19 protein-coding genes and 2 tRNA genes are annotated in these 23462 nt (G+C 47.6%); 5 read left to right on the forward strand and 16 right to left on the reverse strand.

Translation table 11 applies throughout. From position 1 onward, the window contains the following. Positions 1-417 precede the first annotated feature (417 nt). The 3 genes from ACHZA1_RS05800 to ACHZA1_RS05810 form a co-directional block, all read right to left on the reverse strand. Entirely contained in the window at positions 418-993 is a 576-nt protein-coding gene (locus ACHZA1_RS05800; RefSeq protein ID WP_320054286.1) for a TIGR00730 family Rossman fold protein, read from the reverse strand. Between the two features lie 73 nt (positions 994-1066). Next, entirely contained in the window at positions 1067-2458 is a 1392-nt protein-coding gene (locus ACHZA1_RS05805) for an aminopeptidase P family protein (protein WP_320054287.1), read from the reverse strand. 82 nt (positions 2459-2540) lie between these two features. Then, complete coding sequence (locus ACHZA1_RS05810; protein ID WP_320054288.1) at positions 2541-3524, reverse strand: adenosine kinase; 984 nt, start codon at positions 3522-3524, stop codon at positions 2541-2543. 250 nt (positions 3525-3774) lie between these two features. Here ACHZA1_RS05810 and ACHZA1_RS05815 point away from each other — a divergent pair. After that, positions 3775-3848: transfer RNA gene (locus ACHZA1_RS05815), tRNA-Asn, on the forward strand. Between the two features lie 63 nt (positions 3849-3911). Beyond that, a tRNA-Asn gene (locus ACHZA1_RS05820) sits at positions 3912-3985 on the forward strand. A 111-nt stretch (positions 3986-4096) separates the two neighbouring features. On the opposite strand, the gene queA is transcribed toward ACHZA1_RS05820, so the two are convergent. The 9 genes from queA to ACHZA1_RS05865 all read right to left on the reverse strand — a co-directional run bounded on the left by queA (position 4097) and on the right by ACHZA1_RS05865 (position 14946). Continuing rightward, positions 4097-5146: a tRNA preQ1(34) S-adenosylmethionine ribosyltransferase-isomerase QueA gene (gene queA, locus ACHZA1_RS05825; protein WP_320054289.1), complete on the reverse strand. Its 1050-nt coding sequence runs from the start codon at positions 5144-5146 to the stop codon at positions 4097-4099. Between the two features lie 42 nt (positions 5147-5188). After that, positions 5189-5914 carry a tRNA pseudouridine(55) synthase TruB gene (gene truB / locus ACHZA1_RS05830; RefSeq protein WP_320054290.1) on the reverse strand — a complete coding sequence of 242 codons (726 nt, stop codon included), beginning with the start codon at positions 5912-5914 and terminating at the stop codon, positions 5189-5191. Between the two features lie 33 nt (positions 5915-5947). Beyond that, the gene (locus ACHZA1_RS05835) at positions 5948-6793 is read right to left on the reverse strand and encodes an undecaprenyl-diphosphate phosphatase (RefSeq protein WP_320054291.1); all 846 of its coding nucleotides are present in this window, start codon (positions 6791-6793) and stop codon (positions 5948-5950) included. A gap of 167 nt (positions 6794-6960) precedes the next feature. Next, the gene (locus tag ACHZA1_RS05840; protein ID WP_320054292.1) at positions 6961-7212 is read right to left on the reverse strand and encodes a DUF3098 domain-containing protein; all 252 of its coding nucleotides are present in this window, start codon (positions 7210-7212) and stop codon (positions 6961-6963) included. 10 nt (positions 7213-7222) lie between these two features. Continuing rightward, a complete protein-coding gene (locus ACHZA1_RS05845) occupies positions 7223-8101 on the reverse strand; it encodes a permease-like cell division protein FtsX (RefSeq protein ID WP_320054293.1) in 879 nt (292 codons plus the stop codon). After that, entirely contained in the window at positions 8094-10538 is a 2445-nt protein-coding gene (locus ACHZA1_RS05850) for a YfhO family protein (protein WP_320054294.1), read from the reverse strand. Before ACHZA1_RS05850 ends, ACHZA1_RS05845 begins: the two co-directional genes overlap by 8 nt. 120 nt (positions 10539-10658) lie before the next feature. Further along, positions 10659-11732 carry a non-hydrolyzing UDP-N-acetylglucosamine 2-epimerase gene (wecB, locus tag ACHZA1_RS05855; protein WP_320054295.1) on the reverse strand — a complete coding sequence of 358 codons (1074 nt, stop codon included), beginning with the start codon at positions 11730-11732 and terminating at the stop codon, positions 10659-10661. Positions 11733-11876: 144 nt separating this feature from the next. Next, on the reverse strand, positions 11877-13193 hold the full coding sequence (locus tag ACHZA1_RS05860; RefSeq protein ID WP_320054296.1) for a glycosyltransferase family 4 protein: 1317 nt from the start codon (positions 13191-13193) through the stop codon (positions 11877-11879). Between the two features lie 463 nt (positions 13194-13656). Next, a complete protein-coding gene (locus ACHZA1_RS05865; protein ID WP_320054297.1) occupies positions 13657-14946 on the reverse strand; it encodes a phosphatase PAP2 family protein in 1290 nt (429 codons plus the stop codon). A gap of 556 nt (positions 14947-15502) precedes the next feature. Here ACHZA1_RS05865 and ACHZA1_RS05870 point away from each other — a divergent pair. Then, positions 15503-16954 (forward strand): OmpA family protein, encoded by a 1452-nt coding sequence (locus ACHZA1_RS05870; RefSeq protein ID WP_320054298.1) that lies wholly within the window; start codon positions 15503-15505, stop codon positions 16952-16954. 100 nt (positions 16955-17054) lie between these two features. On the opposite strand, the gene ACHZA1_RS05875 is transcribed toward ACHZA1_RS05870, so the two are convergent. The 4 genes from ACHZA1_RS05875 to ACHZA1_RS05890 form a co-directional block, all read right to left on the reverse strand. Continuing rightward, positions 17055-18386, reverse strand: a complete 1332-nt coding sequence (locus ACHZA1_RS05875) for a TolC family protein (RefSeq protein ID WP_320054299.1) — start codon at positions 18384-18386, stop codon at positions 17055-17057. After that, a complete protein-coding gene (locus tag ACHZA1_RS05880) occupies positions 18379-19935 on the reverse strand; it encodes a DHA2 family efflux MFS transporter permease subunit (RefSeq protein WP_320054895.1) in 1557 nt (518 codons plus the stop codon). Before ACHZA1_RS05880 ends, ACHZA1_RS05875 begins: the two co-directional genes overlap by 8 nt. A gap of 74 nt (positions 19936-20009) precedes the next feature. Then, positions 20010-21014 (reverse strand): HlyD family secretion protein, encoded by a 1005-nt coding sequence (locus tag ACHZA1_RS05885; RefSeq protein ID WP_320054300.1) that lies wholly within the window; start codon positions 21012-21014, stop codon positions 20010-20012. 290 nt (positions 21015-21304) lie between these two features. Further along, the gene (locus ACHZA1_RS05890) at positions 21305-21922 is read right to left on the reverse strand and encodes a TetR/AcrR family transcriptional regulator (protein ID WP_320054301.1); all 618 of its coding nucleotides are present in this window, start codon (positions 21920-21922) and stop codon (positions 21305-21307) included. 168 nt (positions 21923-22090) lie between these two features. On the opposite strand from ACHZA1_RS05890, the gene ACHZA1_RS05895 reads away from it, so the two are divergent. Together ACHZA1_RS05895 and ACHZA1_RS05900 are read left to right on the forward strand one after the other, a co-directional pair. Continuing rightward, positions 22091-22726, forward strand: a complete 636-nt coding sequence (locus tag ACHZA1_RS05895) for a MarC family protein (protein WP_320054302.1) — start codon at positions 22091-22093, stop codon at positions 22724-22726. 231 nt (positions 22727-22957) lie between these two features. Next, positions 22958-23449: a hypothetical protein gene (locus ACHZA1_RS05900; RefSeq protein ID WP_320054303.1), complete on the forward strand. Its 492-nt coding sequence runs from the start codon at positions 22958-22960 to the stop codon at positions 23447-23449. The last annotated feature ends 13 nt before the right edge of the window (positions 23450-23462 follow it).

Genomic DNA, 23462 nt, shown 5'->3' on the forward strand with positions numbered 1-23462 from the left:
GGCACCATGGGACTGATGGCTACTCCAGATTCTAGAAAATTGATGGCTGCCGATGGATGACCACCTAAATGCCCTAAAAAATGCTCGACCACCGAGGGGTGACCACTTAAATGCTCTAAAAAATGCTAAACCGTCGAGGGGTGACCACTTAAACGCTCTAAAAAATGCTCACCCGTCGAGGAGTGACCACCTAAATGCTCTAAAAAATGCTCGACCGCTGAGGGGTGACCACTCAAATGCTCCGAAAAATGCTCGACCGCCGAGGGGTGACCTCTTAAATGCTCTAAAAAATACTCAACCGCCGAGGGGTGACCACTTAAATGCTCTAAAAAATGCTCGACCGCTGAGGGGTGACCACTCAAACGCTCTAAAAAATGCTCGACCGCCGGTGGATGACCATATCTTATCAGCCAGCAGCTACACCGCTGCGAAGGCTATGGCATCGACATCCCAAACGGGAGCGCTCTTTATGGCAGGGATGATATCCTCAGCCCTTTCAACAAAGGTGTACATGCGCTGATGCTCGGGGCGCATGAAGCGCTCCTCCACCATCCTATCGAGCAGCAGCTGGAGCGGATCGTAAAACCCGTCAAGGTTAAGGATGATGATGGGCTTGGTGAACTTGCCCAAGCGCTTAAGGGTAATCACCTCCGACAGCTCCTCCAGGGTTCCGCAGCCACCGGGAAGCGCCACAACGGCATCGACACCCTCTACGAGGAGCTTCTTGCGCTCGTGCATATCCTCAACAAGCACCATCTCGCTGATGCGCTTATGGCTCCACTCCACCTGGTCCATAAACCGGGGCATTACCCCGCGAACATGTCCCCCATTCGCCAGCATAACATCGGCAATGCGCCCCATAAGCCCCATCGAACCGCCTCCGTACACGAGGGTATGCCCCTCCTTAGCCATTTGGCTGCCCAATATTTCGGCTACGCCGAAGTACTTTTCGGCAACCTTATTGCTCGATGCGCAGTAAACACAAATCTTCATTATTTCTACAGATTGAAAGCAAAGAGCCACCCGCAACCGCGAGCAGCTCTCCACCATTAACTACAATATATCGTTAGCTTTTAGCAGCCTCTTCCACCTCTTCGATGGTAATTGGCACGCGCTTTTCGCCCAAAAGGCGGCATCCCGTGCTGGTGATCAGCAGGTCATCCTCCAGGCGAATACCTCCAAAGTCGAGGTACTCCTCCACCTTGCTGAAGTTGATGAACGAGGAGTTGATCTTTTCGCTCTTCCACTTCGCTATAAGAGCAGGGATGAAGTAGATTCCAGGCTCGTTGGTGATCACAAAACCAGGCTCAAGACGGCGTCCTAGGCGAAGGTAGGCCGTTCCGAACTGGTCGATGCGCGAGGTTTCCTCGTCGTAGCCAACGAAGTTCTCTCCAAGATCCTCCATATCGTGAACATCGAGCCCCATCATGTGCCCCAAACCATGAGGGAGGAATAGCGCATGCGCCCCATTCATCACCGCCTCGTCAGCGTTGCCCTGCATAAGCCCAAGCGCCATCAGCCCTTCGGTGATCGTCTTGGCAGCAGCAAAGTGCACATCCTGATACTTAACACCAGGCTTAGCCAGCATCGCTGTATTATTATTCGCAGCAAGCACAATGTTGTAAATGTCCTTCTGCTTTTGGGTGAACTTACCGCTAATAGGAGTTACACGGGTAAAATCTGATGCGTAGCCCGATGCAAGCTCTGCCCCCGCATCGGTAATCATCAGCCTACCGCTCTCTAGCAAGTTGCCATGGTAGTGGTTGTGCAGCGTCTCGCCATGCTGCGATAGGATTACGGGGAAAGAAACGCCACCGCCGCCCTGAAGCGCAACACCCTCTATAAATCCGGCAATCTCACGCTCGTAAACGCCAGGCTTGCACATCCTCATTGCGGCAACGTGCATCTGATAGCCAACGTTACAGGCAAAATCGATTTCGGCAATCTCGTAGCTATCCTTAATCGAACGGAGGCTTACAACAGCCTTCACCAATTCCACAGAGGCATACGCACGCAGCACGCTGTAACTAATGCCCAAAAGATCGCTAAGCACCATCATATTCTGATGGCGATAGGGTGGCAAGAAGTGAATCTTACGACCAGCCTTGATGGCGGCGCTGATTTTTCCCTGAAGCTCTGCCAAAGGGCTAGTCGCAGCAACGCCTACCTGAGCGGCTTGCTCTTTAAGAGTTGGCTGAGGTCCCATCCAGATGATGTCCTCAATATCGATATCGTTACCGTAGATGCTATCAACACCGGCATCAAAATCCATTACCCCCACCAATTCGGGATTATCGAGCCCGAAGAAGTAAAGGAAGTTACTATCCTGACGGAATCGGTAGGTGTTGGATGGATAGTTCATTGGCATTTCAAAATTACCAACAAACAGTGCAATTCCCGAACGCATTTTGCTACGGAGACGGCTTCGACGCTCTATATAGACTTCTTTTGGAAACATAGCTTGAAAAGATTACGTTTTGTAAATATTTGAGAGTAACATTTCATCTCAAATATATAGAAACGTTCGCAAAGATCAACCCTTATTTTGGCGTAACCTCAGAGATCATCTCCTTGATGTTTTCCCAAATATGATCGTCCATTTTAGGACCAACAACCTCAATTACCTTACCCGAAAGAATCGACCCAATTTCCCCACAAACGCTAAGCGGATACTTATTGATTAACCCGTAGATAAACCCAGAGGCATACAAATCCCCCGCACCAGTTTTATCAAGTGGCGTTGCTTCTATGATACCAATTTTATGAACCTCCCTGCCACGTTGGATAAACGATCCCTTCCTTCCAACCTTTACAATGGCAATATCGCACAAACCTGCAAGTTCCGACAAGGCACCTTCTGGATCAAGACCGGTGAACGCTTTTGCCTCATCCTGGTTGGCAAATACGATATCAACATAGTCGCGAATAATCTCATCAAGGAATTCCATATTTTGCTCCACCACATTGTAGCTAGCCAAATCTAGGGTAACCTTAAGCCCATGCTTCTTGGCAATCTTAACAGCCTGACGCACCAAGTCGTGGTTTTGCACCAAGTATCCTTCAATATGGAAATATCCATGCCCCTTAAACTCCTTCTCGTCGAGTTCATCAGGAACCAGCTCAACAGCCGCTCCTAGGTAAGTAGCAAACGTACGCTCCGAATCGGGAGTTACAAAAACCAGGGCTCTACCCGATGGGGCTTTTCCTATTGTTAAGTTGGGAATGATACCACTTCGTATCATATCTTCCTTAAAGAATGTACCAACCTCGTCGTTCCCAATCTTACCTATAAAGCCGGTTTTTACGCCCAACTTTGCTAGTCCATTAATGGTATTTGCAGCCGAGCCTCCTGGCGCTTTGCGCAACTCGTACTTTTTTACGTGCTGAGATATCTTCAGCGCAGTATTCTCATCTATTAGCTGCATGCTACCTTTAGGCAAATCAAACTGACTAAGAAAATCGTCATTAGGTACGCCACAAAGAATGTCCACAAGAGCATTGCCCAAGCCTAAAACTGATGTCATCTAGTAAATCTTGTTTCTGTTTTATTCGAGATCAAAGAAGCGCCAAAGATACTTACTTTAGCCGAAATCAGAATTAGCGACACATATTTTATTCTATTTCACCCCCACCACAAGGGGCTGAATAACAGAATGACATCGCAACATTGAAAAATTTTACCAATTGTGCTTATCTCATTTACTTTCTAAATGTTTGCAAGATTAAAATAGAGCAGCTATATTTGCAACGCATTTGAGAGATCAAGCACACTATTCCTCAATAGCTCAGTTGGTTAGAGCACCTGACTGTTAATCAGGGGGTCCTAGGTTCAAGTCCTAGTTGAGGAGCAAGCCTAAATTTGCAAATTAAAAAAGTGCAACAACATTGGGTTTTACTCAAACCATCAACATTCCTCAATAGCTCAGTTGGTTAGAGCACCTGACTGTTAATCAGGGGGTCCTAGGTTCAAGTCCTAGTTGAGGAGCAAAGGCGTCTTAATAGACGCCTTTTTTTATTATCACAAATCGCACGAACAACCCCTATACAACAAAAAAGCCCGCAACAGCGGGCTTTTATATATTCGATTCGTTAAAGATTAGAGAATAAGCATTGCATCACCATATGTCCCAAAACGGTACTTCTCCTTAAGCGCAACTTCATAGGCTTCAAAAAGAAAATCGTAACCAGCAAATGCCGACACCATCATTAGCAGCGTCGATAATGGCAAGTGGAAGTTTGTAACCATGCTGGTTGGCACAGAGAATTCGTAAGGTGGAAAAATAAACTTGTTTGTCCAACCATCGTAAGGCTTAAGATGTCCATTTGTGGCAACAGAACTTTCGAGCGTTCTAAGAACAGTAGTTCCAACAGCACAAATATTTTTCTTTGCATCCTTTGCCTTATTTATCGTACCAACAGCCTCCTCAGGAATAATGATCTGCTCGGAATCCATTTTATGTTTGGTAAGATCTTCCACATCAACTGTACGGAAGTTACCAAGCCCAACGTGAAGAGTTATTTCTGCAAAATCAACACCTTTAATCTCCATACGCTTCATTAGTTCACGGCTAAAGTGAAGACCTGCAGTTGGAGCAGCAACAGCCCCCTCATGCTTCGCAAATATAGTTTGATATCGTTCGGCATCCTCTGGAACAACCTCTTTACGCACCCATTTTGGAAGAGGGGTTTCGCCTAACTTGTAGAGTACATCCTTAAATTCCTCGTAATTTCCATCAAAAAGAAAACGAAGAGTTCTTCCACGCGAGGTGGTATTGTCGATTACCTCAGCGACTAATAGATCATCATCGCCAAAGTAAAGCTTATTTCCAATACGTATTTTCCGCGCAGGATCAACAAGCACATCCCAAAGACGCTGTTCACGATTTAGCTCGCGTAATAGGAACACCTCAATTTGAGCCCCAGTTTTCTCCTTGTTTCCATACAAGCGAGCAGGAAAAACTTTGGTGTTATTAAAAACCATGACGTCGCCATCGTCAAAATAGTCGATTAAATCTTTAAAAACTTTATGCTCAATAGTTTTATCCTTTCTATTAAGCACCATCAACCTTGATTCATCACGATTTGGGGTTGGAAATTTGGCGATTAATTCAGCTGGCAGATCAAATTTGTATTGCGAAAGCTTCATTAGTGATACTTTATATGGTACAATAAGTGTCCTTTGTACGTGTCAATTTCTTGTTTGTTTCAGTTCTTCAAACATTTCTTCGATTTTTTCCATCGAATAAGCATCCTCCACCCGAAAGTTTCCACTGGAAGTTCGACGTAAACCGGTAAGGTGTGCACCACTATCAAGGGCTAATCCCAGATCGCGTGCAAGTGAACGAATGTACGTTCCTTTACTGCACCTAACCATAAAATCGGCAACAGGAGTGTTATACTGAAGCAACCTCAACTCGTGGATAGTGATTCGGTGGGGCTTCAACTCCATATCCGAACCTCCACGAGCCAACTCATACGCTCGAACACCGTCCACCAACTTCGCCGAAAAGAGCGGTGCAACTTGATCCTGTTCGCCAAGAAACTGGGGAATGATCTGTTGTAATTTCTCCTCAGTGATGTGTTCAAAAGGATATTCAGCATCAATAGGCTTTTCTAGGTCGAAGCAGGGGGTTGTTGCTCCAAAGCAAACATTTGCCATGTACTCCTTCTCCTCCGCCTGTAAACTTTCTATTTTTTTTGTTGCCTTTCCAATACAAACAATCAGCAAACCTGTTGCAAGCGGATCAAGCGTACCTGCATGACCAACCTTAATCTTCTTAATTCCTAACTTATACCTCAACATAGATTGAACTTTTCGAATCACATCGAAGGAGGTCCATTTGTAAGGTTTATCAATGGTAATCACTACCCCTTCTTCGAATTTGGTAGTGCTATCAATCTGGTTTATAATCATCAAAAAATATGCATTTAGGCAATTCTGCAGCCATTACATTACCTGTAAGTCAATCCCCAATGCCACCAAAATAAGGATAACCGTTCCCACAATAATACGGTACCAACCGAACATTCTGAAGCCATGGTTGGTAAGATATTTCATCAAGTACTTTATGGATATCATTGCAACAATAAAGGAGGCAACGTTACCTAAAACCAAAATATACAAGTTATTTCCCTCGAGCAGGACTTGATAGTCCTTAAGCAACTTGTATGCCGATGCAGCAAACATAGTTGGAACTGCCAGGAAAAACGAAAATTCAGCTGCATTTTGACGGGTTAACTTCGAAGCCATGCCGCCAATTATTGTTGCAGCAGAGCGCGATACGCCAGGAACCATCGCAATACATTGAAAGAAGCCAATCTTGAGTGCCTTTTTATAAGTTACCTCTTGATCGTCACCAGCTTTACCAAACATATTATCAATAAACAGCAGTACAATTCCACCTAAAACAAGCGATATAGCAACAACCACAACATTCTCCAGCAAGCTGTCAATATAATCGCTAAGCGTAAAGCCAATAACGGCTGCAGGAAGAAAAGCAACCAGTAGTTTCAAGTAAAATTTCACAAGCTGTTCCATTGGTGATTTTGATAATTCTTGAGAAGGACTATCAACCCCAAGCGTTTTTAATGTAGGTATAAACCTACGCCAATACAGCACTACAACCGAAAGAATAGCACCGAATTGTATATTCACCGTAAAGGCTTTTACAAATTCCGTGCTCTCTATCCCCAACAACTTTTGGGTAATAATCATATGACCTGTAGACGAAATAGGAAGAAACTCTGTAATTCCCTCAACAATAGAAATAATAATTGCCTGTAAAGTATTCATCAATACTATTTTAAAAAATATGCCATACCATCTTTCAGGTTCTCAAACAGGAATACCTGAAAGTTGATATGACAAGACTATAATACCTTTAATAGACACTAGATTTTAGACATTAGACAAAAGACTTATGTAAAGACATCATCTACTCCCTCACTAGCATCAAACTTCTACTCTCCTCCTTTGGGCTTTTTCATGATTGCGTAAATCACAAAGCCAAAACCTGCAAGCACAACGATTGGTGCTAGCGTAATTCTCCTGAAACTAAAAATACTCTCGTCAAAGACATTTGGATCGGAAGAACCACCACCCGACATCAAAACAAACCCAATAACAACTATAATAAAGCCTATTAGAATTAGTTTTAGGTTCTCTTTACCAACTGCAAAATTTTTGCGCTCGTTATTTGTTTCGTTAGCCATAATCCTAGTTTTAATAATGTATCTCGTCCGACCTTAGTCGAAGAAATTTATTCACTGCAAAGTAAGTGCAAATAAAGTTTATTACAACACCGATGCCGATGATTGCCCCAAACAGGATAATGATCCACTGGATGTTGTTAAGATAAATTACATCTCCAACCTCCTCTTTTGCCAAGAAGTATAACCCAACAAGCATCATAACGGCAAACATCCCTGCATAAAGTCCGTGGGCTACTCCTCGAAGTAAAAACGGACGACGTATAAACCTCGAAGTTGCTCCTACCAGTTTCATGGTATTTATTATTTGCCTGCGAGCATATACCGCTAGTCGAATGGTATTGTTTATCAGCACCAACGACACAAAAAGAAGCAAGCCTGCAAATACCATAAGAATCAGGCTCACCTTTTTCACGTTAGCATTTATTGTCTCAACCAAATTATCCTGAAAAACAACCTCCTGCACCTGTGGCATTCGTTCTATTTCAGTTTGAACTTTTTTAAGGTTTGCATCAACCAAGTATTGCGCCTTAAGCTGCACCGTTATAGAGGCTGGCAGCGGATTCTTCCCCAAGAAGGAGACAAAGTCCTCTCCCAACTCTTGTGAGAACTGACGAGCAGCCTCACCTTTGGTAGTTAGCTTGGTATCAAAAACGTAGGGTTTACTTTTAAGTGCCCTATTAAATTGGTTAACTTCTGCATCCGATAAGTTTTCGTTTAGGAAGATGTTGAAACCAACGGTCTCACGAATATTATCGGAAAGTTGCTTGGCGTTAAGCATTATTAGCCCCATAGTACCAAGCAGAAAAAGTACCAGCGTAACGCTTACTATCGACGATAGATAGGAGTTACGAATGCCCCTTCGAATGGATTTTGTTTCGCTTTTAACCATTGGTTTTGCTATCTAGTTTTTGATCTCGAAGTAGTTTGAAAAGCTCGTATCCAATCAAACCGAATGCAAGCAGCAAAATCGACAATGAGCTAACCAAATCGATCGATTTGCCAACCTTGAACATTTTAGGTTCGAACTTAAACTCTACGGTATTATCACCAGCAGGAACAACCATTGCCCTAAGCACGTAGTTGGCACGAAGGTATGGCGCCAACTTTCCGTTTACATACGCATTCCAACCTTTGTTGTAGTATATCTCGGAGAAAACGGCTAGCTGTGCCGATTTATTGTTCGACTTATAGGTGAGATGGTTTGGTTCGTACTTTACTAGCTCAATTTTTGCGGTAGTATCAGCATTTGAAGTGAATCCTGCAAGCTCTTTATCGAACCTTTTATCAACAACTGCCAAATGACGAGGATCGAATCCTTTAAGCGCCTCGATTTCGGCATCAGCATTTGGAACAACCTTAATGGAATTCACAAACCAAGCATTTCCTAGAGCACCTGGATTTTGCTGTACTTCCAACGTTTGCGTCTTCTGATTCGGTACAATAATATACTTGGTATTAAGCATGTTGAATGCCGCCATATTATTTTGCGACAAGTGGAAGTCAATCAGTTCCTGGTAACGGCGCATCTTAGCCCCATGATATCCACCAACCGACTTATGGAAGTACGAAGTTGATGCATCATTAAATGGGCTAACCGAAAGATTTAGCACCCTGTAGTTACCGGGATCTTTCATAATCTGAAGATCGGCTGGCGTTGGAGTAAATGGCACCTGCGCCTGAGCCTCAGGAACCCAATTGTCCTTATTTAGGTAACGATGATTAACTGGAACCATATCAACTAGGATAAGAACACCAAGTGCAAGCATAAAGTAGGTTGGCTTTATCTTCTTAGCAATAACCAACCATGCTAAACCTGCTGATAGGGCTACAAAGATGAATGTTCGCCATGCATCGGCAGTTAGCAGCGATGCCCTATCGGCGGCAATTGCGGAGCCAAGCATATTTAATGCCTCCTGAGGCAACATCTGCTTATCGTTTTCGGATATGAAGCTGAATAGCGAGCCACCCATTAGCACAAAGAACAAGGCGATACCTCCTGCAATACCAGCCGCCCACTTTAATCCTTTTAAAGCACGCTCCTTCGATATTTCTCCTTCTAGCAAGTTTCTCAGACCTAGCAGCGCAACAATTGGAATCGTAATTTCGGCTATCACCAGTATCATTGAAACGGTGCGGAACTTATTGTACATAGGAACATGCTGGAGGAAGAACTCGGAGAATCCCAAGAAGTTGCTTCCCCATGCCAGCAAGAAGGACAGCACGGTAGCACAAACAAGCCACCAACGGGTTACCCCCTGAATGAAGAATAGCCCCAGCACAAAAAAGAATACGACAACGGCTCCTACATATACAGGTCCCGAGGTGCTAGGCTGCGGCCCCCAGTAGGAAGGAATCTGCGCGGCAATCTCGGCAGGTTGCCCCATTGTGGTAAGCGTCTTGGCTGTTTCGCCATCAGACTTAAGACCGATCGTCGATGAGCCTCCCATTAGGTTTGGGATAAACAGGTCGAAGGTTTCAGCAATGCCGTAACTCCAGCTTAGCGCATAATCCTTATCGAGACCCGACGTTTTATTTTCGGCATTATGGGTTAGCTCGCTTTTACCACGAATTGAGTCCTTTCCATAATCCCACACGAGATACAAGTGCGAGAAATTTGCTCCTATGCCCAACACCAGAGCAATACAAAGTGCAGCCGACACCTTTGCAAAATGCTTTAGGATTTTTTCGTGATACGAGCGAATTGCCTCTGCAACTATGAAGAAGAAAATAATGAATGCACCGTAGTAGGTAATCTGGGGATGCCCTGCATAGAGTTCCAGTCCTAGGAATAGGCTAGCCAGCGCCACTCCCAACCAAAGCTTCTTTCGATATGCCAAGATAATGCTCCCGATAAGCGGCACGAGATAGGCAATGGCAATCATCTTGGAGTTGTGCCCAACGGCTATAATAATGAAGTAGTACGACGAAAGCGAAAGCGCCAACGAGCCAACAACTCCCAGCCATGGATTCATTCCAAAGGCAAGCATCAGGATGTAGCTTCCCAGAAGCATGATGAAAAGGAAGCTGGCAGGGCGCGACTGCCCTAGCTGAAGAAAATTATCGACATAGCGGATGTAGTTGGTCTTATACACCGTTGATATAAGGTACGAGGGCATTCCACCAAACATGCTGTTGGTCCAAAGCGCCTCCTCGCCTGTTCTAGCGCGGTAGTCGTTTAGCTCCTTCGACATTCCCTGAAACTGCTGATTATCGCTTTGCTGTAGCTGCATTCCCTGTAGCTGTGGCGCAAACAAAACGTACGATAACACTAAGAAAAATAGAATTGCCGCAATGTGGGGCAACGACTTCTTCAAAATTGGATGCATTGGCTCTTTCCTTTTCAATTATATTTTTGATGATAATGTTCTTTCGAGCATCATCTTAACAACTAGTCGGTAAAAGTAAAAAACATTTCGTTTTACGCCGATGGATTTGACGTAAAACCGCTAAAAGTGTTCAATCTCCTGCGCAACAACAGCCGAAGCCTTACCGTTTCCGTAAAGGTTGACGTCGAAATCGTAGCGGCGCTGCATGGATTGACGGTAGGCTTCCACCATCTTTTCGGTATCGGAACCAACGAGAATATTGAAGTTTTTCTCCACAAGCTCCACCCATTCGGTTTGCTCGCGGGCGGTGATGCAGGGCTTTCCGAAGAAGAAAGCCTCCTTCTGCACGCCACCGCTATCGGTTACAACCAGGGCGCAATGCTTGAGCAGCTCTACCATATCGAAGTATCCAACCGGATCGATAATGGTAAACTCTGGGGCAATGCCCTGTGCGGCCAATATCCCTCGTGTACGAGGATGCAGCGGCACGATAACCTTACGCTCGCGGTTGATGATGTTCAAGCCATCGACAATGGCACGGAGCTTTGCGGGATCGTCGGTGTTCTCCTGGCGGTGAATGGTGGCAAGCACAAAACCATCCGCTACGCCAAGCGATGCAATAGCCTTCGACTTCTCCGCCGAGCGGGCGGCGTAGAATATGGCGGCATCCTGCATCACATCGCCATTCTTTACGATTTTTGCGCTGTAGCCACCAAATCCTTCCTTCTTCAGGTTTTCGATAGCGGCATCGGTGGGACAAAAGAGTAGACTAGAGATCCTGTCGGTGAGGATACGGTTAACCTCCTCGGGCATCATCATGTTGAACGAGCGTAGGCCGGCCTCCACATGGATGATTGGGATGTGCAGCTTCGATGCCGCAATGGCGCCTGCTAAGGTAGAGTTGGTATCGCCGTAAACCATCAGCCCGTCGGGCTTCTCTTTCAGAAGAACTTCTTCGATCTTCTCGATCATACGCCCGGTCATTGCCCCATGGCTGAGGCTGTGGATGTCGAGCATGTAGTCGGGCTGGGGTATTTCCATTTCCTGAAAAAACACCTCCGACATGTTCTTATCGAAGTGCTGCCCAGTATGGACAATCACCTCTTGAATGCTGGTCTGAGCAATGGCGCGCGAAACGGCTGCTGCCTTTACAAACTGTGGGCGCGCCCCCACTATGGTAACTATTTTTTTCATACAAAATTTAGTATTGAGATATTAGAGTTTAGACGTTAGAGCCCCCCTCAAAAAACGAATCGGAGGACCTAGAGAAAATCTACTCTTTTCTCTAGCTGTCATCTAATATCTAGCATCTAAAGTCTAAGGTCTAAGGTCTAAAGTCTAAAGTCTACATCCAACCACCTCATCCATCACCTTTGCCATCTCGGCGGTAAGGTTCCGGCGCGAGAACTGGCTGGCACCCGACGATGCATTGCTGCAGTCGCCATGCTCCTTAAGCTGACGGTATAGGGCCTCGATATTTTGAGCCAACGTATCGGCATCCTCGAAGTCGGAGCACAAGCCGGCACCTGTACTGCGAAGCACGGCTGCCACCTCGCCATCTGTAGGACCGATGGCCACCACAGGCCTACCCGTTGCCAGGTACTCGAAGAACTTCCCGGTGAGGATGCCCTTGGCGTTGGGCGTATTGTTTACGAGCAGCAGCAATGCCCGCGACTGCAGCTGCTGCCGCACCGCCTCGGCATGCGGCAGGTAGTCGATAAAGGTAACGCTGGCATCAAGCCCATACTTGGCAATCATCTGGCGAACCGAGACATCAACCTTACCCACCAGCTTAAGCCGAAAGTCGCGGGCAAAGGCATCATCCTTTTTTACCAGGGATGATATGGCCTTCCAGAGCGCCTCGGGGTTGCGCGATGGCGGGATGGTTCCGATATGCGAGAGGGTAAACTGCGCGTCGAGCGCTACGCCATCCACCTTAAAGTCGTCCTCGTCGTAGCCGTTGGTGATGGTTACAGCCTTTTTCGCCCCCATGCGCAGGTAGTCGTCGCGATCCTGCTTGGTAACGGTAACCACGTAGTCGGCATGGCGGATCACGCGCCGCTCCATGCTGTGGTGGCGCCAGTCGGCCAGCCGGGTTAGCATCAAATCCTTGTAGAAGTCGATGTTGGTCCACGGATCGCGGAAATCGGCCACCCACGGGATGTTGAGCCGGTGCTTGAGCCCGAGGGCAATCATGTGCATGGTGTGCGGAGGTCCGGTGGAGATGACGATATCAACCGGATGATCCTTTAGGTAGCCAGCGAGGTACTTCACCGAAGGCTTTATCCAAAAGCATCGGGCATCGGGGATGAAGAAGTTGCCGCGAATCCATACGCCTAGCTTCTGGGTGAGCTTCGGCTTACCCGTTTCGGATAGGAATCCGGTATTGATCTTCTCCTTCGACTTGCCCCCAACCAGCTTCTTGTAGAGGTGGTAGGGCTCCCAAATCTCCGTACGAACGACCTCTACCCCTGCGGGGATGTCGTCGGCCAGCGTCGGATCATACACCGGCATTTCGCCGTTCGCTGCGGTGTAAACCACAGGCTCGTAGCCGTATTCGCGAAGGTACTTCACGAACTTCAGCCAGCGTTGCACCCCTGCCCCACCGCTTGGCGGCCAGTAGTAGGTAAGAATTAGCGCTCGTTTTAAACCCATTAGCGTCTGTTGCTTTAGGCTGCGAAGGTAGGAAAAATAGAGCTTCGGGATGCCACAGCATCCTCAAATATGGGAGACAAACCGTCCCCAGCAGCAGCAGGCATCAACCCAACAGGGTAGGCGAGGCAACAACGGAGAAAAAGGCAACACCGTGCGGGAAGAAGAGCATACGATCCGGGAGCAAGGTTATACCACTTGGGGATGAGGGTATACCATTCGGGAATGGGGCTATACGGGTCGGGAACGAGGGTACACCACTCGGGGATGGGGGTATACCGCCTGGGGAAGAGGGTATACCACTTGGGGATGAGGGTATACCATTCGGGAATGGGGCTATACGGCTCGGGAACGAGGGTATACCACTCGGGGATGGGGGTATACCGCCTGGGGAAAAGGGTATACCACTTGGGGATGAGGATGCACCATCAGGGAGTGGGCCTTACGCCCTACGAAGCTTTTCCGGCTACCAGAAGTACCCGTTTATTCCAATACCGATGATAAGGTTCTGGGAGGCATCCCGAGCATTTTTGTAACTGGAGTATACTGGAGTACCATCGTTCATTCCAACAATTGCCGAATAGCGGGGGCGGGCTATCCCCACGGAGTAGTTGGTAAAAAACTTAATGCCCATGTTACGGGCAACCATAGTTCTACACGAAATGCCCGCTTCCATCCCAAAGCTATTGTTGCACTTCGAGCGGTAGGCCACAATGGTCTGAGCAGGAGCCGTCGGCGAAGTGGGCTTTTTTGAAAGGATGATAGAGGAGGTGGTTGCTCCCGAATATCCACCGATGATATCGCAGCCAAGGGCAAATCGGCGCGTTATCGGTAACGAAAAGTAGGGGCCAACCTGAAAGGTGTAAACCGACATAATGCCAGACTCCACATGATCGATAGAACCATTAAGGAAAGGCCGGCTCATGATTAGCTCCGGATTTTCGGGCTCAAGGATATGGGTACGCTCCGCAATTTTAGCCCCTATTCCAAAGTAAGGGGTAATAAACCAAGCCCCTTCGGTGGCAACATAGAAGCCCGTTTTTACGCTGATTACCGTATTATCTTCAAGTTCTACCGAGTTGTTGCGCGTCGAGTGCCCCGAGGATATGCTCCAAAAGCTGGGCCGAGCATCCATCGGAGGAAGCGTCTGGTTTACGGCCCTACCCGATATCCCCTTTTCGCCGTAAATCATATCGCCAAAGTAGTAGCCCAGCTCCGACGAAAGAATCCCCACCCCTGCACCTGTCAGCACATCCGACAGCCAATGCTTGTTGTTCAGAACCCTGCCAACGGCAATGGAGGTAGCCGTAGCATACCCCAAGACGCTGTATACAGGGCTTCGCGTCACCCCATACTCCTTATGGAGCCAGGTGGCAGCCATAAAGGCCATGGAGGTATGCCCCGAAGGAAAGGAGTTATTGGCAGAGTTGTCGGGGCGCTCCTTGTGAATGGTTGTCTTAAGCGTATTTACGGTAGCCCCCATAATGGCCAACGATATTCCGGTAGACGTGGCAAGCCGTCCCCAAGAGCTACGCCCCTCTACACCAAACGCTTTTAGCGCATAGGTCAGTATCCCTGGGGCATACTGCAGATAGTCGTCGTAGTGGTAGCTAAACTGAGGGATGTTAAAGTTCCGAGAGGTTCGAACAGAGTTGTCATCCTGACAGGCAATATCGGCAAGCACAAACAGCCCTGCTGGGATATAGCTAATCTGGAATACCTTGCTGGTGGTAACCCGCTGAAAATTATTATCCAACTTCTCCTTATAAAAAGGATCCGGAAATGGGCTATGATTTCGACTAAGTGTCGTATCCGTAAGATAATGCACCAGCGGCATATTCACATACTGAGCATGAACCTCGCATACAACCCCACTCAGAACAACCCAAAACAATACAGTCAATCCCCTCTTAACCCTCATGTCAAATTCAAATAGTCCCGCAAATATTTCAAAAAAATGCGGTAAAATCCATTCGAATCCGGTAACTTTTTCAATTTCTAAGTTTCCTTTAATGTTATTATTTGGCTTAAACCTCCATCAATCAGGACAAAGGTTGTCAAAGCAGCTAGTCCAACTCAACTCTACAAAGTTTGGTTTACAGCTAAATCTATCCCAAAGAATAAAACCCGACCTGAAATAAACATTAAAGAACTTTCATCGTTTTTAAGTTCAAGATAACGGTACAAACGAAACCCTAACAGGGAAGACATCTACAAGCAAGCCACTCGCCGAACCAAAAAACACTCAAGAAACTGGGCGGAACCGAAAAGCCATACGAGTAGGGCGAGAACCAATTAACCAAGAAGCAATCATGAAAAAGTTATTTTTATCATCACTGCTAATCGGCTTGCTATCTGTGTCAGTCGCACAAAACACAGAAAACAGGTGGGCGATAGGAGTATTCGGTGGTAAAACGGAGTACAATGGAGATTGGGGAAATGCTTTTCTTGACTTTAACAAAGCATTCTATCCAATCGGAGCAATTTCGCTTACCCGATACATCAACAGTTCTTTCGACGTAGGCCTTTTTGCCTCCTACGGCGAGTATGGCTATAAGAAGGATGAAGCCCGCAGTTTTTTTGGAAGTAAAACCGATGCCAGCCTACTGCTGACCTATAAGTTAACTAACGGCTACATCCTTAACGAAACGGTTAAGCTAGCCCCATACATCTCGGCAGGTCTTGGGCTTGCCCACGTAAGCGGCGGCCGCATCTGGAATGGACGCGACTACATCATCCCAGTTGGAGGAGGCATTAAGTACAACTTCTGCAACAGTTTTGCCATGCAGTACCAGCTGCTTTACAACTTCACCAACCGCGATAAGCGCGATGGTCGTGCAAACGGGCATAACGACCAGTTTGCCTCGCACACCATCGGTTTTGTATTCAGCATTGGAGGGAAACGCAACAAGGACAACGATAATGATGGAGTAGTAAACAAGTACGATCTTTGTCCTGACATACCAGGCTTAATAACCCTCTCCGGCTGCCCCGACTCTGATGGAGATGGAATTAAGGATTCCGAAGATCAATGCCCAAACATAAAAGGGCTCGCTCAATTCGAAGGTTGTCCAGATACAGATGGAGATGGTATTAGAGATTCCGAAGATAGATGCCCAACAACAAAAGGCTTAGCACAGTTCCAAGGATGTCCAGACAGCGACGAAGATGGAATACCCGATTACGAGGACAAGTGTCCAACAACAAAAGGTCTAGCACAATTCCAAGGATGCCCCGATAGTGATGGAGATGGTATTCCAGACCCTCTAGATAGATGTCCAAGCATGGCAGGACCTGTGGCACTTAAGGGTTGCCCCGACAGAGATGGCGATGGCATACCTGATATCGACGACAAATGCCCCGACCAAGCAGGAGTCGCTGCAAACAAGGGTTGCCCAGAGATAACTGCAGCAGAGAAGTTGGTATTCGACAAAGCCCTTCGCGGCATCCAATTCCAGTCTGGTAAATCTATCATCCTTAGCGTTTCCTATCCAATCATCGATGAGGTCGTTGGTGTACTAAACAACAACCCCTCCTACAACATCGAAATTGATGGGCATACCGACAACATTGGAACACCAGAGCACAACCTAAAGCTATCCCAAGAAAGAGCCGATGCCGTAAAAGCATATTTTATCGAGAAAGGAATAGCGACAAAGCGCATTAAAACCTCAGGTTTTGGCGACACCCAACCCGTCAGCGACAACTACTCTGATAAGGGAAGAGCCCTAAATCGACGCGTAGAATTCAAAGTCACATTCTAACATATTGAAAGCGTCCTGTATTAAAGTTAGAGGGCATCTCAAAAATGAGATGCCCTCTAACTTTATACTTGAAAAAGACAAGCACTTCTACACACCTCCACTAGTAAAGATGCTCTCCCAATGCCACCTTCAACTTGTATAGACTATTGCTGTAATCGATTTTGGATTTAATCAGGTATAGCTGGCTCTCGGAAAGCGATGTGGTAGCATCAAGTAAGTCGAGGTTTGTAATGGAACCTGCTTTGTAGCTCGCTTCTGCCAACTGAAGAGCCTTTAGTGCTTGCTGCTGCTGCATTTCGAACTGCCTAATCTTCGATTGTGCAGCCTCCATGCTAAGTTTTGCCTCAGCAACCTCGATTGACACATTCCGACGAATTGCCTCAGCATCGTAGCCACTGCTTACTATTGCCGAATGTGCAATTATCGCATTAGTAGCGGTACGATTACCATCAAAGATGGGGATACGAAATGATAAGCCAACGGCATAATTCATCTTAGGATCGTTTAGGTAAGGGACATAGCCATTCTTAACACCTCCATTAGCAAATGCCGATAGCGTTGGGCTATTCTGCATTTTGGCAAGCTTATACTTCATCTCGGCTAACGTTGCTTTTTCGGATGCAGCCTTAAGCTCGCTTCTATTAGCAAATGCATAACGGTAAAGCGAATCGGCGGCCACATTGGGTTGATTTGCCGGGATGCTTTTTGCAACAGCAACAGGGCTGCCGACCTCGCGCCCCAACAATGTATTTAACACAGCCTGTTGAACACCTAAAGAGGTTATGATATCAGAACGTTGGCTTTCGATATTCGAGATTCGCACCTTAGTAGTAAGAATCTCGTACTCCGTAGCCGATCCCGTAGCCTTCTTCTTTGTTACAATATCGAGATGGCTATTCAGCGTTCTTAGCTGCTCATTCTTTATGTCTTTTGCCTTTTGAAGGTAGAGTAGCGAAAGGTAGGTACCCACCACCGATGATGCAATACGCTGCTTTGCCTGTTCGATGGTAACCGTTGCCAGATTTTTACTTTGCGTTTCGGCAGAAACATCATTCTTGGTCTTTCCAAAATCATATATGAGCTGGTTGACATTCACACCTGCATTGTAGCTGTTGTCAGGTGCCATTTTAAATGATTTTCCTCCAAAGTCGATGCTCGGAACTGGTCCAATATGCGACACCGTTGCCACCCCATCTACGGTTGGCAGGTAATTCGACTTGGCAAGTGCAATGCGAGCATCGGCTACTTTAAGAGCCTCAGCCGCCTGCAATACTGTTGGATGCGTATCTACCGCCTCCTTAATGGCCTGATCTATAAAGAGCGTATCTGCCTTCTGCGCCGTTGCGCTGTAGCCCGTAATAGCAAGTAACGCTACAGTCATTGCGCTACAAGCAATGGTTCTAAGCCCTTTGGCTACTATGATATTATTCATGGATAGCTGGTTTTTCATTTTTTGATGATCGTTTCTTGGTATGCAGCCAAAATAGCGGAATACCTCCTAGGAGCGTTATCACTCCGGCAATCAGGAAGTCGTCGTCAATTCCCTGGATGTACGCCTCCTTGCTTAGCTGCTGCACCACCAGCGTTTTTGCCTGCACCTGAGCATTTGCCGGCGAACTCCCTGCATGTGTTTGTATGTAAGTTGTAGCCTTTACCACTGCTGTTTTATATGCAGGCGACTGCGGATCGACGCTCTGCGCATACATCTGCGTATGGTAGGTAACACGGGTGGTAAGCATGGTGGCCAGTATGGCAACACCAAAACTTCCCGCCAGCTGGCGAATCACGTTCGAGATACTGGAGGCCTGCCCCATCTTCTCGCGAGGAATCTCGGACAAGGAGATCGCGCTTAGCGGAGTAAAAAGTATCCCTAGAGCAAAGCCTCGAATGTAGAGGCTGAGCATTACGTAGTGATGCTCGGTTAGGTACGACAGCTTCGAGTTAAGGAAAAACGAAGTTGCCAACAGCACAATACCCGTTGCAATAGGAATCTTTGGGTTAATCTTATCGCCCATTAAGCCCGACAGCGGCGACATCATCCCTTGAATTATACCAACCGGAAGAAAAACTGCCCCCGACTGAATTGCCGTATACCCTAACGAGTTTTGGAGATACAACGGGAGCAAAAAGGTACTCCCAAACATCCCCACGCTAAAGATGAAAGTTACAAGGTTTGCCAATCCGAAGTTGTGGTTGGTTAGCAGCCGCAGGTCTATAAGCGGATTCTTTACGGTTAACTCGGCCGTAATAAACCCCACAAAGGCTAATGCCGATATGGCAAAGCAAACAAGGATATACGGCGCATGCCATCCCGCCGAGTTGGTTGCCGCGTTTCCTTCGGTAAGGGCGTAAAGCACCAACGGAAGGAAAGTGCTCACTGTTATGAATCCCCAGAAGTCGAAACTCTTGATTCGAGGATTTTTGTACTCGCGCTGAATAACAATAGTAGCAAGCAATCCGATGATACCAATAGGTACGTTTACATCAAAAATTAGCGGCCAGCTAAAGGTATCTACCAAATAGCCGCCAATTAGGGGACCAAACGACACCGATGCGGCAGCCGATATGGCCCAGAATCCAAGAGCAACCCCACGCTGCTGCGGAGGAAACTCGCGCGTTACAATGGCCATACCCACCGGCTGAATGGCTCCAGCTCCAAATCCCTGGATAATTCGCGAGATGATGAGCATATTCTCATTGCCCGACATTCCACACAGGAGCGACCCTACTGTAAAGAGCATCAAGCCGACAAAGTAGATACGCTTGTATCCAAAACGATCGGCCAGCCACCCTGCAGTAGGCAGCATAACAGCCATGGCCAGCATGTAGGCGGTAATCACCCACTCTATCTTATCGAGCCCCACCCCAAAAGAGGCCATTATCTTTGGCAACCCTACGTTTACGATGGTTGCATCGAGCACGGCCATAAAGGTTCCTATCATCACGTTACCCAGCAGCCACCACTTGTACGATTTATGCATGGGGTGAAACGACGAATTTCGCTTTCGGAGGAGCTTGCGTATTTTATGAGAAGGGGTTGTTCTCCTTCGCATGGCTAGTCTTTAATGATTTTTACGACGGCCGACATACCTGAGAGTATTCGATACTTCGAAGCAGGCTCGCCACTCTTTGTTCCATCTATCGAAACCTTTACCGAGACACGCTGCGTAACCTTGGTAAAGTTTCCCGATGCATTGTTAGCGGGGATTAGTGAGAACTGTCCGGCGGTGTTCGATCCTATAGCGTACACCTTGCCCGTAAACGTTACGCCTGGGTAGCTGTCGAGGGTAAACTCGGTTGCCTGCCCCATATGTATACCCGCTAAATTAGATTCTTCGATGAAGAGCACCACCCACAGCTTCTTGGTATTCGTTATGGTGTATATCGATTGGCTGGGCTGCGCAACATCGCCCGCAAGCAGCCAGCGCTTGGCAATGACGCCATCCATGGGGGCGTAGAGCTTAGCGTTGCGGAGCTGCGAGGCAACTACCCCAACCTGTGCATTAGCGCTACCAATGGCGGCGCTGGCGCTGGATATCTGCGAGCGCGATACGTTAAGCTGCGTTTTTGCCGCCGCAAGCTGAGCCTTTGCAGCCTCATACGTTTTCTTGGTATGGGCAAACTGCTCCTTGGTTATCACATCGCCAGCAAGCTGCTCCTTTGCTCGCTCGTAGTCCTCGCTGGCACGCGCAAGGCTTACCTCTAGCACCTTAATATTGTCCTGATCGTAGGCCAACTTTGCTTCGGCTTGGGTCTGATTGGCCTGCGCCTGGCTTATCTGCGCCTCGGCCTGACGCTTCTGCGCCAGCAGGTCGGTGCTGTCGAGTTCGGCCACTAACTGTCCCTGCTTCACCGAATCCTGCTCGTCGACGTATAGCTTGGCAATTCGACCGAGCATCTTTGCGCTAACGGCAACGTTGTCGGAATCGACATGCGCATCGTCCGTCTTAATGTAGCGCGAATACTCGGTGTAGTAGTAGTACGCACCACCAATTATTAGCGCAGCTACTGCCGCTAGCGGAATGAATACCTTTTTACTTTTCTTCTTTGGGTTTCCCATGGTTGATATTATAATTTCATTTACTGTCGCTTTTTAGGCTATACCCCTCTTCGGGGTGATCTTTTCGGAAAGCTGCATTAAAACAATTCGGAGCCTCTTTTTTCTCCTTTATGAAACCTCTGCATTATGCCGCATATATCGTTATTCCTTTTTTATAAGACTGCAGATGCGACATATTGTAGGGTCATTCCTTGATTCCCCGGGATAAATCCCGGGGCTACTAAGATTTCACCCCTTCGGGGCTTCATCTAGTACCTTCCAAAACATCGACGTGATACTTGTGTCGTAACCTATGCGCTTATCCCCTTAATGAAGATCTCCGTGAAGATCTCCACCTTTTTCACCAGGCTGTTGAACTCATCGTCGTTGAGGTAGAACACGTCCTTCTTCCCTAAAACCATTCGCCGAAGCCCCCGCAGCAGGTCGAGAAAGAGCTCGGACATCTCCTTGGCATCGGCAATGCGGAACAAGCCAAGGTCAGTGCCGCTGGCAAGCACCTTTTCGAGAATGGCCTGCTCGTTTTGGCGCAGCTGGCAGATCATCTGATGGATCTCCTTGTTGTGCATCACCTCGGCATGCTTCACCCTAGTTAGGTTGAGGAGCTTGCGGAAGAAGCCAATGTTAACCCTGACGTAGGCCCGAAGCATATCGGCAGGGTCGGTTAGCGGTTCGCACTCCTGCTCTACCATACGAACAAATTCCGAGTGCTCGCGGTCGATTACGGCCATAAAAAGCCCCCCCTTATCGGAGAAGTAGTAGTAGATAGATGCCTTAGACATGCTTAAGTCGGCGGCGATCTCGCTTACCGATGTCTTCTCGTAGCCGTACATGCCAAAACGCCGCTGCGCTGCATCGAGGATGGCGTTAAGCTTATCGCAATTTTCGCCACAATGCGTGATTAGTACCATTTCGTGTTATATTGTTTGACCATTTTGGTCAATGGGTCAAAGATAGGGCGTTTCCCGCCATGCGCACAAGCCTTTCATCTTAATTAACGCATACAAGAGCTGCCCAAGCCGCACCCACTCCTGGTAATAATGGCTAACTTGCACGGCAAAATCACCAAAATTCCACCCATGAGTAACGAGCTCCTCTCCTTTGGCCTCTTGGCCTTCACCTCCTTCTTTACCCTGATTAACCCGCTGGGCACGATGACCATCTTTATGACGATGACCTCGACCCTCGACGATGCCGAGCGCACCCGCACCGCCAAGAAGGCCACCATTGCGGCATTCATCACCATTCTGGCGTTTGCCTTTTCGGGGCAGCTGCTCTTCAAGTTCTTCGGGATCTCGGTAAACAGTTTCCGCGTTGTAGGTGGGGTTATCTTCTTCATCATGGGGCTGGACATGCTGCAGGCAAGGCTGGTGCACATCAAGGTGAAGAAGTCGGAGGTAAAGGCCTACGTCAACGACATCTCCATCACCCCGCTGGCCATACCGATGATTTGCGGTCCGGGCGCCATCACCAACGCCATCGTGCTGATGGAGGACGCCACCTCCATCGCCCATAAGCTGATCCTCATCGCAGCCCTGACGGTGGTGATGCTGCTCACCTACATCATCCTCTTCAGCTCGTCGCGCATCCTTAAGGTGATGGGCGAAACCGGCAACAACGTGATGATGCGCCTGATGGGCCTCATCGTTATGGTGATTGCCGTGGAGTTCTTCTTCAGCGGACTGAGGCCGATTGTGGCCGGGATGATTAAGTAGGGAATAGGCACAAGTATCAAGTATTAAGACTCTAGTATCAAGACTCAGGATTTTGGCTTCTATAAAGCCTCCCCCATGCTGCTTGTGTCTTGAATCTTTTATCTTGCGCCTTTCATCTTGTGCCTTCTCCCCATATCATATTTTATCAAATAATTTAGAGACCGCATTTAACATTCTCACCAATGTTTTCGTAATTTTGGCCAATTCAAAAAAGTTACAAAAAACGACGCCATGCAAGAAGAAAACGTTGATTCCACCAGCCAAGAGGCCATTAACGAAGAGGGTAAAACAACCGTTGATGAGGCTATTGCGCTTATTGTAAACTCGAACCCCGAACTTAAGGCATACTGGGATAACACCATCGACGAAGAGTACGAAGGCGCCTACCAGGAGAACCGCCAAGACCTGATCGACATCATCACCGTTGTCGACTACATCATAGAGAAATTCCGCAGCGACGACACCTCCGATTTGAGCGCCCTTTTTGCCAACATCGAGGAGGCCTTCCAAGACCCCAGCACCGACGCCAAGGAGCTGATCGTTACCGGCATCTTCGAGGGCTTGCAGAACAGCTGCGACATGGAGCAGCTCGACTTCCGCCACGGGTTCGACACCTGGCTGGGGCCTAAGAGCAAGCGCGCCTGGGAAGGGCTCATCTACCTGCACGACAGCAACGACCCCTACGAGGTGAAGACCGAACGCATTAGAACATTTATCGACTAGATACTAGAAAGGG

It is taken from the genome of uncultured Acetobacteroides sp. (assembly GCF_963667355.2).
GTDB lineage: Bacteria > Bacteroidota > Bacteroidia > Bacteroidales > ZOR0009 > Acetobacteroides.